This is a genomic window from Hymenobacter terrenus, from assembly GCF_000972495.1.
Lineage (GTDB): Bacteria > Bacteroidota > Bacteroidia > Cytophagales > Hymenobacteraceae > Hymenobacter > Hymenobacter terrenus.
Window position 1 is genome coordinate 1 of the sequence record NZ_LATM01000036.1, and the last position, 15,256, is coordinate 15,256.

The 15,256-nt window shown below is 57.0% G+C and carries 11 protein-coding genes and 1 riboswitch; of the genes, 3 read left to right on the forward strand and 8 right to left on the reverse strand.

From position 1 onward, the window contains the following. Window positions 1-292: 292 nt before the first annotated feature. The 3 genes from metX to WX88_RS23700 form a co-directional block, all read right to left on the reverse strand. Window positions 293-1,318: a homoserine O-acetyltransferase MetX gene (gene metX / locus WX88_RS23690; RefSeq protein WP_046246915.1), complete on the reverse strand. Its 1,026-nt coding sequence runs from the start codon at window positions 1,316-1,318 to the stop codon at window positions 293-295. A gap of 118 nt (window positions 1,319-1,436) precedes the next feature. After that, window positions 1,437-2,816 carry an O-acetylhomoserine aminocarboxypropyltransferase/cysteine synthase family protein gene (locus tag WX88_RS23695; RefSeq protein ID WP_046246916.1) on the reverse strand — a complete coding sequence of 460 codons (1,380 nt, stop codon included), beginning with the start codon at window positions 2,814-2,816 and terminating at the stop codon, window positions 1,437-1,439. 380 nt (window positions 2,817-3,196) lie between these two features. Then, a riboswitch (SAM riboswitch) is annotated at window positions 3,197-3,313 on the reverse strand. Between the two features lie 325 nt (window positions 3,314-3,638). Beyond that, complete coding sequence (locus WX88_RS23700) at window positions 3,639-3,932, reverse strand: LysM peptidoglycan-binding domain-containing protein (protein ID WP_046246917.1); 294 nt, start codon at window positions 3,930-3,932, stop codon at window positions 3,639-3,641. 186 nt (window positions 3,933-4,118) lie between these two features. Here WX88_RS23700 and WX88_RS23705 point away from each other — a divergent pair, with 186 nt between their 5' ends. Further along, entirely contained in the window at window positions 4,119-4,541 is a 423-nt protein-coding gene (locus tag WX88_RS23705) for a hypothetical protein (protein ID WP_046246918.1), read from the forward strand. A gap of 134 nt (window positions 4,542-4,675) precedes the next feature. On the opposite strand, the gene WX88_RS23710 is transcribed toward WX88_RS23705, so the two are convergent. Both WX88_RS23710 and WX88_RS23715 read right to left on the reverse strand, forming a co-directional pair. Next, on the reverse strand, window positions 4,676-5,767 hold the full coding sequence (locus tag WX88_RS23710) for a lysylphosphatidylglycerol synthase transmembrane domain-containing protein (RefSeq protein ID WP_046246919.1): 1,092 nt from the start codon (window positions 5,765-5,767) through the stop codon (window positions 4,676-4,678). 54 nt (window positions 5,768-5,821) lie between these two features. Next, window positions 5,822-8,731, reverse strand: coding sequence for a TonB-dependent receptor domain-containing protein (locus WX88_RS23715; RefSeq protein WP_082116273.1), 2,910 nt, complete (start codon window positions 8,729-8,731; stop codon window positions 5,822-5,824). 305 nt (window positions 8,732-9,036) lie between these two features. Between WX88_RS23715 and dxs the strand changes: the two genes are divergently transcribed. After that, the gene (dxs, locus tag WX88_RS23720) at window positions 9,037-10,983 is read left to right on the forward strand and encodes a 1-deoxy-D-xylulose-5-phosphate synthase (protein ID WP_046246920.1); all 1,947 of its coding nucleotides are present in this window, start codon (window positions 9,037-9,039) and stop codon (window positions 10,981-10,983) included. Between the two features lie 79 nt (window positions 10,984-11,062). Here the strand turns inward: dxs and WX88_RS23725 are convergent, their stop codons facing one another. The 3 genes from WX88_RS23725 to WX88_RS23735 form a co-directional block, all read right to left on the reverse strand. Continuing rightward, window positions 11,063-11,599 carry a hypothetical protein gene (locus WX88_RS23725; protein ID WP_046246921.1) on the reverse strand — a complete coding sequence of 179 codons (537 nt, stop codon included), beginning with the start codon at window positions 11,597-11,599 and terminating at the stop codon, window positions 11,063-11,065. Beyond that, window positions 11,599-12,837, reverse strand: a complete 1,239-nt coding sequence (locus WX88_RS23730; RefSeq protein WP_046246922.1) for an AAA family ATPase — start codon at window positions 12,835-12,837, stop codon at window positions 11,599-11,601. The genes WX88_RS23725 and WX88_RS23730 overlap by 1 nt, the downstream gene beginning before the upstream one ends. A 179-nt stretch (window positions 12,838-13,016) precedes the next feature. Then, a complete protein-coding gene (locus WX88_RS23735; RefSeq protein WP_082116271.1) occupies window positions 13,017-13,370 on the reverse strand; it encodes an ASCH/PUA domain-containing protein in 354 nt (117 codons plus the stop codon). 687 nt (window positions 13,371-14,057) lie between these two features. Here WX88_RS23735 and WX88_RS23740 point away from each other — a divergent pair. Beyond that, on the forward strand, window positions 14,058-15,254 hold the full coding sequence (locus WX88_RS23740) for an aldose epimerase family protein (protein WP_046246923.1): 1,197 nt from the start codon (window positions 14,058-14,060) through the stop codon (window positions 15,252-15,254). The last annotated feature ends 2 nt before the right edge of the window (window positions 15,255-15,256 follow it).

Genomic DNA, 15,256 nt, shown 5'->3' on the forward strand with positions numbered 1-15,256 from the left:
GATATACCCTGACCCCTAAATCAACCTGAGAACCGCTCTAAGTGCACGTTGAGCACGCCGTAGCTGTCGAAATCCGGGTTGCGATAAAAAGCTTTGCGCCCGATTCCAGCTCCGTCTCCGACATGTGCGGGGCCGCGCCCGCCCAGGTATCCACCTCACTTTTATCAGGGTGATGCGGCCATCGGGGGGCGGCAGCGAATCAGCTCGATGCCTTTCTCACTCATGCCAGTTGAGTCAACGGTTTTGTGGAGCCATGAGTGCAAAGGTCATGGCTCCACCTCAATGCAATCCGTTAATGCACGAACGTGGGTGCGTAGAACAACTCCAGAAAGTGGGTAATGGCTGCCGTTTCCAGCAAAAAACCGTCGTGGCCGTAACGCGAATCCAACTCGGCATACATCGCGCCCGGAATATGATTAGCTAGTTCCCGCTGCTCGCTGAGCGGAAACAGGACATCAGAAGTGATGCCTAGCACCAGCGTGCGAGCCCCAATGCGGCGCAGCGCGGCTGGTACCCCGCCCCGGCCCCGGCCAATGTTGTGGCTGTCCATGCTGCGGCTCAGGGCCACGTAGCTGTAAGCATCGAAGCGAGCCACGAGTTTGTCGCCCTGGTAGCGCTGGTAGGTGCTGGCGCGGTGCTCGCGCAGCAGCTCATCGTCGGGGTCAGTCTGGGTTTCGGCGTAGGCCGAGTAGCTGCGGTAGCTGAGCAGGGCAATGGCCCGGGCGGCGCGCATGCCCTCATCGCCCCCGCCGGGTTGGCCGGCCGCGTAAGTCGGGTCGGCCTCAATGGCCAGCCGCTGCGCTTCGTTGAAGGCGATGCCCCAGGCCGAATGGCGGGCATTGGTGGCAATCACCACCAGATGATCAAATAAATCAGGCCGTTGAATGGCCCACTCCAGCGCCTGTTGCCCGCCGAGTGAGCCCCCAATCAGCGTGTTAATATCCGTTAGTCCCAACTCCTGCCGCAATGCCTCGTGCGCCGCTACGATGTCACGAATAGTGAGGAGCGGAAAATGCTGATAGCGCGGCTGCCCCGTGGCCGGGTCGGCATCGAGGGGACTGGTGCTGCCATAGCACGAGCCCAGCACGTTGGCACACACGATAAACCATTCCGAAGGGTCGAAATAGCAGCCGGGCCCCACTAGGCCCGGCCACCAGGCCAGCACATCCGCATTGGCCGTGAGAGCGTGGCATACCCACACCACGTTGTCGCGGTCGGCATTCAGCTGGCCCCAGGTGCGGTAAGCCACGTGGGCCCCGGCTAAGGTCTCTCCGCTTTCGAGGCTGAGGTCGGGAAGATGAAAAATATGGTCTTGCATGAGTTGTAGTTGTCAGTTGCTGGTTGTCAGTGGTTAGTTAGCGGCTTGAAGGTTGTCTTCGACTTATCAGCAAACCGTCAGATAACTAGTAACTGACAACTAACAACTGATAACCAACCTATACTTCCAGGGGCTGGGCGTGCTCCAGGTCGGGCTCGCTCACTGCGTCGCCTTCAGTGGATTGAGTCGCCGTGTTGCCGACGGCGTCGAACGCCTGCTGCAAATCGGCTTTGATATCCTCAAAATGCTCAATGCCAACGGAGAGGCGCAGCGAAGTCGGCGTAACGCCGGCAGCGAGCTGCTCTTTTTCGCTCAGCTGCTGGTGCGTGGTAGCCGAGGGCTGAATAATGAGCGTCTTTGCGTCGCCCACGTTAGCCAAGTGGCTGATGAGCTTTAGGTTGTCAATAAACTGCGTAGCTGTTTCCTTGCTGCCTTTGATGCGGAAGCTAAGCACACCACCGAAGCCGCGCTTCAGATATTTCTGGGCAATGGCATGGTACGGGCTGCTGGCTAGGCCGGGGTAGTTCACGCTTTCTACTTGTGGGTGTTGCTCCAGCCAGTTGGCGATTTTCAAGGTGTTTTCCACGGTGCGCTCCACGCGCAGGCTCAGGGTTTCAAGGCCGATGAGCAGCTGGAAAGAGTTGAAAGGGCTGATGGCAGGACCAAAGTCGCGCAGGCCCTCTACCCGAGCCCGGATGATGAAGGCAATGTTGCCAAACGGCCCACCTTTGCCAAATACATCGTTAAAAATCAGGCCGTGATAGCCTTCGCTGGGCTCGGTAAACTGCGGGAATTTGCCGTTGCCAAAATCGTAAGTGCCGCCGTCCACAATTACGCCGCCGATGCTGGTACCGTGGCCGCCAATCCACTTCGTGGCCGACTCCACCACAATGTGCGCGCCGTGCTCCAACGGCCGGAACAGGTAGCCGCCCGCGCCGAAAGTATTATCCACAATAAGCGGCAAGTCGTGCTTATTGGCAATAGCCGCGATAGCCTCAAAATCGGGAATGCTAAAGCTGGGGTTGCCAATGGTTTCCAGGTAAATAGCCTTCGTTTTCTCGTCGATTAACTCTTCGAAGCTGGCTGGGTTGTCGCCATCGGCAAAACGTACTTCGATGCCCAGGCGCTTGAAGGCTACTTTAAACTGGTTGTAAGTGCCACCGTAGAGGTAGGCCGAGCTCACGAAGTTGTCGCCGGCCTGCAAAATATTGTTGAGTGCAATAAACTGAGCCGCCTGACCCGAGCCGGTAGCCAGCGCGGCCACGCCGCCTTCCAGAGCCGCCACGCGCTGCTCAAACACGTCGGTGGTTGGGTTCATCAAACGGGTGTAGATGTTGCCAAACTCCTTCAGCGCAAACAAATTGGCGCCGTGCTCCGCACTCTTAAATACGTAGGACGTAGTTTGATGAATGGGCACTGCACGCGAGCCAGTGGTGGGGTCGGGCTGCTGACCGGCGTGGAGTTGGAGCGTTTCGAAGTGTAAGGATTGAGCGGACATAGGGAATTGACTTTGGAGTGTGAAAACCAGAAAAACGAGGAAATAGATGCCGAATAGCCTGAGAAGACAGTGTTAAAGCCGCAGCAGATTCTTAGCTGGGCTCAGGTTGCAGAAACGGTCTGAAATCCAGTGTAATGCCTAAAAAGGCTAATTGTTGGACCCGAAATGCTGCGAAAAATCAGAAAAAGGAGGGGCGCTACGGAGCTAAATCAGCTTAGTCGCAGTGCAGATGACAACAGCACATTCGCATTTGCTCAAGTTGCGCGGCAATGGTCCGGTCGCGCCGGCCAGAAACAGGAAAGCCCGACTCTGCGACGCGTAAAGCAGCCGGAGTAATCGGGATTGAGAAGGCGAAAATAGAAGAGTCTTCCATGGTACTTGAATCATATGTCCCGCCCCGGCCTGCGCCGGTAGTGGGTAGGAATTGGCACCTTTCGCATAGTGGAAGGTTGCCAGCGGGTCACGGAGCCTAGTCTCTCGCCGCTTCTGTATAAAACTGAAAACTACCCGCCGTTAGCAGGGAGTACCGAATTGGTATGGCAAATGTATGGGAGAAATTTCTGTATGAGCAAATGTTGGGATAAAATTCTTTGGGGCGCTCTTTGTTGAATGGGAAATGCAGTAAGAAGAGAGTCTGTATAAGTTAAGAACCCGAGCGCAGCCGAGGTGTCTCGCGGGCAGCAGAAACCCAATCGGTGAACAATCTGGGTGGGAAAGATGCCCCGACCAGCCATTTCTTACGTAAAACAGCCCCTATAGAAACGCAAAAAAGCCACCCCGAAACGAAGTGGCTTTTCTCACCTTTTTTCTGCAAAAAAGTACCTAGAGACTAGGTAGGGTCAACACCTGGCCCACTTCAATGTGGTCAGGGTTGGTGCCGATGGTGGCCTTATTGGCCTCGTATATCTGGTGCCACTTAGCAGCGTCGCCGTAGTGGTTTTTGGCAATTTTTGAGAGCGAGTCACCGCTAACCACGGTGTACGAGTTTTCCGCGGGGGCTGGATTGGCAGCCGCGGCGTTATTACCGAAAAAATCGGTGGCACCGCCTGCTGGCTTTGCAGCCGGCTCCACAGGCTTTTGTTCGCCTTTGTCGCTGAGAAAATCAAACAGTCCCATGAGTTTCGGTTGTGAGTGAATGAAAAAGATAGCGCTGGCCATCCCTGTTGGAATAGGCTAGCTGGGGCGTATACGGGGAAGCTCCAACGAGGTTGCATTTCCAACTCTTTTGCGCCTGTGTCGTAAGCCGACGAGTTCGCAACGGCGCAACTTAGTTTTTATTTCATCACCATCACCCTTATACTTATGAAACCTCAGTCGCTTTTTTCGCTTCGTTATTTCGCCAGCTTGCTTTTGCTGCTGTCGCTATTTGCCACGGCTTGCAGCAACGACAAAGGCAAGGTGGAAGGCGTGAACATGCTATACGGTACCGATAGCAAGGTATGGAAAACCGCCAAGCAAACCGATGCCAGCGGTGATAAAGTGAAGCAGGACGATGCTCAGAAACAGCAGGAGCTACACGTATTCGCTAACGGTAACTACACCATGACCGATGGTGCGGCCGGGGCTATTTCTGGTAAATATGAGTTTGATCAAGCTGGTAGAACTATCTCCTTCGCCCCAGAGGGAAGTACGACCAAGAACGTTTTTGCCGTAGAAACCCTCACCGATGACAAGCTTACCATCAAATCAGCCAATGGTGAGGCCCTGATGCTGGAGGCGGAATAGGTTACCTTTTTAGCTACAAAAAAGCCCCGAACCACTATAGTTCGGGGCTTTTTTGTAGCTAAAAAGGTTGCGCGAACTTTGTAGTTCTCGTTCCCGAACGATGGCCGAATTAGTTGACCGACGCGGAGCACGAACTACACTGTGGGCGCTACTGTGACGGGCCGCTTGCTAAACACCCGCGTCACCCAGCGCGGCAGGAATATCAGGCCCAGCACGAGGTAGAGATAATACGTCACAATGCGGTAGAGGAACACCAGGAAGCTGGTCATGGTGGCCGTGCCGATGAATGAGCCGAAGAATGTGGGAAACGCTCCTTCGGCGATGCCCGCGCCACCGGGCGTGATGGCTACCAGCAGGATGACTTTGTAGGTGATGTTGCGGGCGAAAATGAACAGGAAGGTGCTGGCATCCATCGGCACCAAGGCAGCGATGAGGCAGCCGATGATGGCGTAGCGAGCCGTCCAGACGAAGACGGTACTCACGGCTGCATGCCACCAGTAGCGCGGTCCGTTGCCGCGCAGCTGCACCGACGCCCGCACCATTTCCTGGCCGTGGTGGTAGGCCTTGCGCTGCCAGCGCCGCAGCAGCCGAAATGAAAACAGCCGCACCAGCAGCCGGCGCACCGAGCGCGGGTTGACGAAAATGGCGTACAGCATCAGCACCGCGTAGAGCGTCACGAACAGGTAGCTTACGCCAAATGCCACCCGCAGCGTCGCCAAAAAACCGGTTTGCATGGCCTCATGCGGGTAGAGCCCCGCCCCCGCCACGAGCACTACCAGCGGGACCATCACCACGTAGTACAAGTTGTCGAGCAGGGCCGTGACCATGATGTAAGCCAAGCCTTTGCCCAAGGGAATTCCCTCCTTTTCCAGAATGAACGGGGCCGCACCCGTGCCGCCCTGCCCTGAGGGCAATACGCAGGACGCAAATTCCCAAATCATGATGACATCCAGCGCCTGTCGGTAGCTGAGCTCCGCTTCGGCAATGTGCCGGATGCGGTAGATGTAGCCAAAGTCGCGGGCAACCAGTACCAGTACGGCTACCAGCAGCCAGCGCCAGTCGGCGTGTGCCAGCGGGGCCAGGTCGCCGGGCTTGTAGCTTCTGTAGAACAAATAGCCGACCACGGCCAGCCCCAGCACCACCGGCAAAATGAGGCGCGACGGTCGCAGGCGCTGCAGAAAATGCGCGTCGTCTTCAGGAATTGAGGAAAGCGGCTGGTCAGGCATTGAGGTAGATTACGGCATCCCGGCAAAAGTAGGGCATGACCAGGCAGCTGCCCACTACGGCCGACCGCCTGGGCTGCCCGCCGGCGTGATCCCGCCCGGGGTAGTGGTGCCGGGCGAAGGTGTATTAGCGGGAGAGTTGAGCAGATTATTAGCCGGCGCCGTTGGCTGGCGGCCCGTCGAATCGGCGGGCTGAGCTGTAGGCGGCTGGCTATTTGGGAAGGCTGCGGGCCGCTGCCCATTGGCTGGGCGGGCGGTGCTATCGGCCGGCGCTGTGCCCGAGGTGCTATCGGCAGCGGTGCCGCGCAGCATGCCGGGGGCGCTACCCGCTGGTGCACCCGGATACCCGCCGGGTCGTGCGCCGGCGGGCCGGCCGCCGGCTGGGGCACTCGTGGGCGCGCCACCGGGACGAGCTCCCCCGCCGCTGGGAGCCCCACCGCCAGCGGGCGCCCCACCGCCACCGAGGTCCGTGCCGCCGCCATCGCCTTTCAGGTCATCGTTGTTGATGCTCTTGCCACGGCGGGGCGGGGCCACCGTGAGCTTACCGATGCGGTAGCTGATGTTGACTTTGAAGCTCATGTTCCGCAGCACGTTGGTGCTGGTCTGGTCCAGGAGGGGAGTGTTGACTTGGTTGCGGATATTGACGGAAGTGGTGAAGAAGTTCTCAGCACCCAAGCCGAAGCTGCCTTTCTTGTTTGCGAAATCACGCTTCACACTGAGGCTGTAGATGCCGAAACCACTCTGGTCGCCTTGCAGCTGTACCTGCCGGCCCCGGTAGAAGCCGAACGCCTGTAATCCCCACACTTCGGTGAGCTTGTAGCTGCCAAAGAGGCGGCCGCTGGCCACGAAGCCTTCGTTGCTGGCGTTGAAGAATGGGTCAGGCACGTTGTTGTTCAGCACGGCATAGTAGGCATCGAAGCCGCCGTTCAGGCTGAGCTTGCCGCCGTTGATGCTGGCGAATACGCTGCCACCGTACGCGTCTTCCTGGCCGATGTTGGCGTAGGTAATCCGCTGCACGCCATCGCCGATGGGTGTGCGGACCGACTGAATTGCGCCGGTCGTATTGCGGGCAAATACCGAAAAATTCAGGTTGGCTTTTTTAACGAGCGTGCTGTAGCCCAACTCGTAGTTATTCGTGTATTCAGGCTCCAGTTCGGGGTTTCCTTCGGTGCGAATGAGCGGGTTCGATTGCTGAACGTTAGGGTTCAGGAATTGCAGCGACGGGCGCTGGATGCGCCGGTTGTAGGCCAGCTTCAACACGTTACCGTTGGCGAGCTTGCGCGAGAAGTTCACGCTGGGCACCAGCACGCCGTAGTCGGGAATGCTGACGGTTTCGTTGGTCTTGAAATCAGCCGTGATGGTGGTGTACTCGTAGCGCAGGCCAGGCTTGAGGGTGAAGCCTTTGGGCAAAACCAGGGTGTAAGCAGCATACGCGGCGGCTACGTTCTGACGGTAGTTAAAACCATTGTTCAGCCCGACGTTGGTGGACCGGACCAGCTCGCCGTTGGGGCCTGTGGCAGTGAAAAAACTGTAGTCGCTGCTCACGCGGCGCAGAATGTCCTTGCCCCCGAATTCCAGTATCTGGGTTTTGGCAATTGGCGACTGGTAGTCGACCTGCACCGTGAATTCTTCGTTGGCACTGGGGTTTTCGTTGCGAATATTGCGCTCGTTCGTGTCAGAGCTAAGGATTTTGTTCGTGAAATTATTCGTGCGGTCGTTGCGGCTGTATAGGGTCAGAATGCTGAATTCCTGTTGCGCTTTCTCAAACGTGTGAGTGTAGTTTAGGCTGGCGTCTACCGTGCCCGAGTTATCGGTCACGCTCACATCGCGCACCGAGTTTCTTTCCAGCAGCGACGAAAGGCTGGTCAATCGGTCCTGATTATTATGCGAGTTGCGGGCGCCGTACGACAGCGAAGCCGTTAGCGAATTGTGTTTGTCGAGGTCATAATCCCAGCCCAGTACCGAGCGGCCAAACACTTGCTCTAGGCGCGTATCGGCCGATTGGCTGGTTGTCGATAGCACCCTGCCAGTGCCATCCTTAACAACTTGCTGGTTCGTAAAGCTCCCCGGAATGTTGTAGCCCGCCCGGCCGAAAGCGCCGAGTGAAAAGCCCATCTTGCCCATTCGGTAGCTGCCTTGCAGGCTCAGGTTGCTGGCGCGGATGCCCACGCTGGCATCGACGCCCAGCGTGCCGCCGCTCAGGTTATTTTGCTTGGTGATGATGTTGATGATGCCACCCGAGCCCTCAGCATCGTACTTAGCCGAGGGCGAGGTGATGACTTCCACGGTCTTAATCTGGTCGGCTGGAATCTGGCGCAGGGCATCGGCAATGCTGCTGGCCGCGATGGCCGAGGGCTTGTTGTTGATGAGGACCCGGATGTTGGAGCTGCCGCGCAGGCTCACGTTGCCGTCGAGGTCCACGCTCAGCAGGGGCACGCGCTTGAGCACGTCGGTGGCGTCGCCGCCGCGGGCGGTCTGGTCGTTTTCAGCGTTGTAAACGGTGCGGTCAACCTTTTCCTCAATCAGCGCTTTCTGGCCGGTAACTACCACCTCACCTAACTTTTGCGCGGCCGCGGCCAGGGTTACCTGGCCTAAATCGACGGCGGCGTTGGCGGGTACTACCACGCCGGTCCGCTCCTCATTTTTATAGCCCAGGAAGCTGATTTGAATAGTGTAAGTCCCGGCCGGAATGCCGGGCAGCACGAATTTGCCATCGTCGCCACACACGCCCCCGTTCACCACTTTGCCCGTGGCAGCGTCGAGCACCGCTACCGTAGCGTAGGAAACGGGCTTGCCCGTGGCGGCGTCGGTCACGGTACCCGCGACGCGGCCGGTAGCGGCGCGGGCCGGCGCCGAAGCGGCGGCTGGCGCTGGGCGGCCACCGGGCACTTGCTGGCCCGAGGCCAATTGACTAGTGGTTAGCAGGGCCGTCAGGAGGGTGGCGGTGAGTGGTAATCGTATTCTCATATAATGCATAGCAGCCAAAGTGCCGCAGTTTGGGCCGGAGGTTGCATCCGGCAGCCATGTTTTTGGTTGGCGCCCAGCGTAGCCGCCGACAGCTACCATCGGCTTACCGACGAGCAAAGTTCCCAACAAAGCGAGGCTCGCCAGCAGAAACTAGATTATCAATCCATAAACCCCGACCAAACCACTAATTCTGCCGCCACTAACAACCGCTCTTCGTTCGCCGTCGTACCTTTGTGCCGGCCCGACAATCTTTTATGTGGGCCAGATGGTTACACTCCGTCACCATCCCACCGACGCCTGCCCTGATGATAGTTGAACCCGGACCGCTGCTAGCGGCGATTGACTCGCCCGACGACCTTAAAAAGCTTGCTCCTGAGCAGCTAGTCCAACTAAGCACCGAGCTGCGCGAGTTTATCATTGACTCCGTGAGCATTTATGGCGGGCACTTTGGCGCCTCACTGGGCGTCGTCGAGCTGTCGGTGGCCCTGCACTACGTCTTCAATACGCCCTACGACCAGCTCGTTTGGGACGTGGGCCACCAGGCCTACGGCCACAAAATCCTCACCGGCCGCCGCGATAAGTTTCCGACTAATCGCCGTTACCACGGCATGTCGGGCTTCCCCAAGCGCAGCGAAAGCGAGTACGATGCTTTTGGCGTAGGCCACAGTAGCACCAGCATCGGCGCGGCGCTGGGCATGGCGGTGGCGTCGGATTACAAAGGCGAGAAGGACCGCCAGCACATTGCCGTCATCGGCGACGGCGCCATGACGGCGGGCATGGCCTTCGAGGCCCTGAACCACGCCGGCGTGGCTAATTCCAACCTGCTGGTTATCCTCAATGACAATTGCATGAGCATCGACCCCAACGTGGGCGCGCTCAAGGAATACCTCACCGACATTACCACCTCCCGCACCTACAACAAGGTGCGCGACGAGCTGTGGAACGTGCTGGGCAAGCTTAGCAAGTTCGGCCCGAACCCGCAGCACATTGCCCGCAAAGTGGAGGCCGCCATGAAGGCGACCCTGCTCAAGCAAAGCAACCTGTTTGAGGCCCTGAAATTCCGCTACTTCGGCCCCGTGGATGGCCACGACGTACAGCATCTCGTCACCATTCTTAACGACCTGAAGAGCATTCCCGGCCCCAAGCTGCTGCACTGCGTAACGGTGAAGGGCAAGGGCTACGCGCTGGCCGAGAAGGACCAGACGCTGTGGCACGCGCCGGGCTTGTTCGATAAAATCACGGGCGAGATTTACAAGAAAACGCCTTCGGCACCCCAGCCACCGAAGTATCAGGATGTATTTGGCCACACGATGGTGGAACTGGCCGAGGCCAACCCCGCCATCGTGGGCGTGACGCCGGCCATGCCATCAGGCTCGTCGCTGAACATTATGATGGCCGCCATGCCCGACCGGGCCTTCGACGTGGGCATTGCCGAGCAGCACGCCGTCACGTTCTCGGCCGGCCTAGCCACGCAGGGGCTGGTGCCGTTCTGTAATATCTATTCCTCGTTTATGCAGCGGGGCTACGACCAGGTGGTGCACGACGCGGCCCTGCAAAATCTGCACGTGGTGTTCTGCCTCGACCGCGCCGGTTTCGCGGGCGCTGACGGCCCCACCCACCACGGCTGCTACGACCTGGCCTATATGCGCTGCATCCCCAACATCGTGGTGTCGGCCCCGATGAACGAGCAGGAGCTGCGCAACCTGATGTACACAGCCTCGCTGCCCGAAAACGCGGGTCCGTTCAGCATCCGCTATCCGCGGGGGGAGGGTGTGATGCCGCAGTGGCGCACGCCCTTGCAGCGCGTGGCCATTGGCACGGGCCGAGTGGTGCGCGAGGGCGAAGAGGGCGGCGTGGCCATCCTCAGCATCGGCCACATCGGCAACTACGCGGTGAAGGCCACTGAAACCCTGGCCACCGAAGGCCTCGACGTGGGCCACTACGACATGCGTTTCTGCAAGCCGCTCGATGAGGAGATGCTGCGCGACATTGCCCGCCGCTACCGCGCCATCGTGACCGTAGAAGATGGCTGCCTGCCCGGCGGCTTCGGCTCGGCCGTGCTGGAATTCCTCACCGACCACGGTTTCCATCTGCCGGTGCGCCGCTTGGGCATCCCCGACCGCGTGGTGGAGCATGGCTCGCAGGATGAGCTGTATAAAGAGTGTGGCTTTGATGCCACTGGTATTGCCGCCGCCGTGCGCGAGATGGGGGAGAAGGTGACAGCCGCAACGTTGGGCACGGTGCTGCGGTAACGGCTGGCAGTACTTCCAAAATCTATAAATCTATAAAGAAGCCCCCGTAGCGGTTGCTGCGGGGGCTTCTTTATAGATTCTACAGTTTGCGGAAAGGTAGTTCGCCGTACCGGATATTGAGATTTGGAAACAGGTTCTGCAACTCGGTCGTCTTGTCGATGATGTTATCGTTGAAGCTAGGGTGACGCTTGCGCGTACCATTTGCAACAATAACTTCAACCTCCTCTTGGTCGCTCAATAGATTTTCGGCAAGGAACCACGCAATGGAGGCGCATATCTGACCAATGGCCTTTTTGCGTCCCTTCTGCCGGCCGGAAACAGACCGGTTGCCCTTAAGGTCTATGAACAATGATATCGCCTGCGTGAATACAACGCAGTCGCAACGGCTGCTATCGGCTTCATCGGTGAACATGCACTTATCCACCGCTACGAGGTGAAAAATGCGGCCGCTGCTATTCTGAATGGTAAAATCGTAGGGGCTGGTTTCTTCGCCCCGTCGGCGGATGTAGCAGCGACCTTCCTCCGGGTGGTCGTAGATGAGGGCAGTTCTGACTTGATGGGTGCTGAGGCACCCGCCCGCCACGCGAGGATGCTGGCTTACTTGTTCCGCATCCATTATTTGGTGCGAACAGTGGTTTTCGCCGGTTTCCGCAAGCGAACAAGCTTGTCGAAAATAGCGCTTAACTCGTCAGAAGCAATATCTAGTTCGTTTTCCTCGATCAGGCCAGTCTTTCTATTGATGATGGAACGGACCTGCTGCTTGCGCTTGGTGCCGGGGCGGTCCACGTAGTAAGCAGCGAACTGTTCGGGGTCAATCCAACAATGGCGGGGAATCAATTGCGCTACTTTCTTGGCTGTTGCCTCGTCTTGTTGGGCGATACGGAAAGCATAGCACAGCAGGTTGAGAGCCGTGAGAACGTATGGACTATGTGTAGTTAAAACCAAGTCATTTTGCCCTTCAATCCGGGCACATTTATCAACCAGTATTTTGACTAATTCAAATTGTGCAGTTGGAAACAAATTCAGTTCCGGCTCTTCGATAATGAAGCTTTGTGCCTGCTCGGTGTTGCGGCTCAAGTGCTCCAGTAGCACCAGCAGCGGGGTGACGGATTGGATGCCGCTGGCAGTTTCGTTAATTGGCAAACTCCGCTGCTTGTTTAAGCTTATGTATCCGCGTTCATTGATATGTTCGTATTGTACACCCAAAAAAGGAATATCAAGCATGTCAATTACCGACCCTGCTTTTAGGTACGCCTTCACAAAATCGAGCAGCGGCTTAGGCAAGTCGATTTTGGCCTGTATTAGTGAAGGCCATGATAGGTTAAGAGTAGAAACAAGTAGTCGTTCTGCCGGAACATAATGAGTGTATAGGGCAGATTCAAAAATTGCCTTTAAGTAAAATTGCCTAGAATACTGTTTCAACAGAGCTTTTATTTCTTCTAGTGTATAAGTCGCATCATTTGTTGAAAGTGTATCAAGAAAGCCTTGGACGTCTGGAATTAAATCATTCTTCGTGTTGACACCCGAATCATAATTATTATATGTTTCTATGTGAGATAATGTTTGACTGTCATAGCTGATGATGTCGCCCAATATTTGAATAGTCTTCCCACTCTGATTAGAAAGCCTGATTAAATAATCGTTTTCACGATAATTATCAATGCCATACTTTACTAAGATGCCACTTAAATCTACGTTATCGACGAAAGGTCCACCGTCACCAAAAATCGCCGCCAGCTTCGCCAGTGTGCTCTTCCCACCGCCCGTCGGCCCAATGAAAACTGTCACCCGCTTGAAGTCCACCGTGGCGTCTTTTATCGGGCCGAAATTCTTGACAACTAGCTGCTCGTTCATGGGATTCTCAACAAAGGGGCTAGACCAAAAGTAACACGCGGCGGCCCCAGAAGTGGAACTGCCGTGTGGGAATACGCCGCCACTGTTTTTCCGCACCTAACTTCGCAGCGGCTAAAAAAGCAAAAAGCGCGGTACAGATTGCTGCCGCGCTTGTGGTGGTTCGTGTTCTTTGAGGGAGTTTACCAGAGCCTAATATCGGTAATGCCTGTAGGAATGGGGGGAAGTTCGCTGAAGCCCAGTACGCACCAGTTGGCTTGGATGCCGAAGCCGCCGCCCTGGAGGACGTAGCTTACCCAGCGAGTGAGGGTCCGGCCGGTGTACTGCTCGCTTTCGGGCTCAAATTCGCGGAGCAGGAGCATATCCCCCACCTGGAAACCTTGGTCGTTTTCGCGCACGTCGAAGGGTTTACTGCCGGCTTTCACGGCGGCAAAACATTCGGGCCAGATTTTCAGCTCGTGCGTTTGGTGCTGGGCGGGGTTGGAGGTTTGAAACTGAGGAACGAATTGTTCGGCAAGTGCTATGTTGGTGGTCATGGGGATAGTTCTGTTAAGGTGGAAGCTCGCGAGGGGTGGGCAGTAAACCTGACTTTCTGACTGAGCGTAAGAGCCATATTCACAGCTTACGTTTTGGAAGATACTAGAAGACTATTGAATGAGCCCGCCCAAGGGTATTTAACAATAAGAAAATCAAGGAGGTTCACCGTGGTTTTTACTGCCCGGAATGCCGATGCCAGGTTGTGGAATAAATTGACAGAATTGGCTTTTTACGTAGCAGGCAGTGGTTTTGCTACTGCTGCTATGGGTGTTTCAAGTGCGCGTTTTATGACTTCAGGTAGTTGAGCTCGCGCATGGGCGTATGGGGAGCCATGGTGAGGATGGCCTCCTGCTGAGCAGAGCGGAAGCATCTCGCGTAGTAAACCTTTTTTCACGATTGGGTTGCTGGCGGCATGCGAGATGCTTCGGCTCTGCTCGGCATTACTGTTCCGTTACTGTTTGCTGCTGTGCCGCTGCTGTCCTGCCAATAACCAAGAGCCTGGTTCGTGCTATGGGCTGGCGCCTTTTATACCAGCAGGCCATGCCGCAACCAGGACCGTATTCGGTGCAAATAGAACAATGCAGTGGGCAGGTCACGTAAAAAAAAGAGGATTGTGAGTGCTAAGACTTTTCAGCCGTTGATATTTGTGCACTGCTCCTACTTCCCACCCCGTTTACACTTGTCCTATGATTCATTCCTTCCACCTCGGGCGCCTGGCCGTAACCTGTTCTGGCCTGCTGTTGCTGGTCGCCTGCGGGTCCAATAAATCCGCCGACCAAACAACGGCTACCACGCCCACCGCCGACTCCACTCAAACGAAAACAGCCGCTATGCCTACATCCGCCTCCTTCGGCAAGACTACCGATGGCACCGAAGTGCAACTCTTCACCCTCACCAATGCCCAGGGCACCAAGGCCACCATCACCAACTACGGCGGTACGCTCACCAGCCTGCTCGTGCCCGATAAAGACGGCAAGATGGGCGATGTTATCCTCGGTTTCGATGACGTAAGCGGCTACCAGAGCCCGGAGTTTCGGAAATCGAACCCCTACTTTGGGGCCCTGATTGGCCGCTACGGCAACCGCATCAAGGGTGGCAAATTCACGCTGGAAGGCAAGCAGTACAGCATCCCTACCAATAACGGCCCCAACACCCTGCACGGCGGCAAAGTCGGCTTCGACCAGAAAGTGTGGCAGGCGCAGCCGGGTACTTCCGCCGATGGCCAAACGCTGAAGCTGACCTACCTGAGCAAAGACGGCGAAGAAGGCTACCCCGGCAACCTGAACGTGACGGTGGTTTACACCCTCACCGACGACAATGCCTTGCGCATCGACTACACGGCCACGACCGATAAGACTACGGTAGTCAACCTCACCAACCACGCTTACTTCAACCTGAACCATGGCGCGGGCAAGGACATCTTGGGCCACGAGGTGACCCTGCCCGCCGACCGTTACACCGTGGTCGACGCCACGCTGATTCCGACCGGCGAGCTGCGCCCTGTAAAGGGCACGCCGTTCGACTTCACTACCCCCCACGCCATCGGCGAGCGCATCGCGCAAGTACCCGGTGGCTACGACCATAACTGGGTGCTCAACACTGCCGCCGGTCAGCACGCGGCAGCTACCGTGTATGAGCCTGTTACGGGCCGCACTCTCGAAGTGACCACCGACCAGCCTGGTATCCAATTCTACACCGGTAACTTTCTAGATGCCACTCTCAAAGGCAAAGGCGGCACCGTGTACGGCAAAAATGCCGGCTTCTGCCTCGAAACCCAACACTTCCCCGACTCGCCCAACCAGCCCAAATTTCCCAGCACGGTGTTGAAGTCGGGCGAGACGTTCCACTCCGTCAGCACCTATAAGTTCGGGGTGCGGAAGTGAGA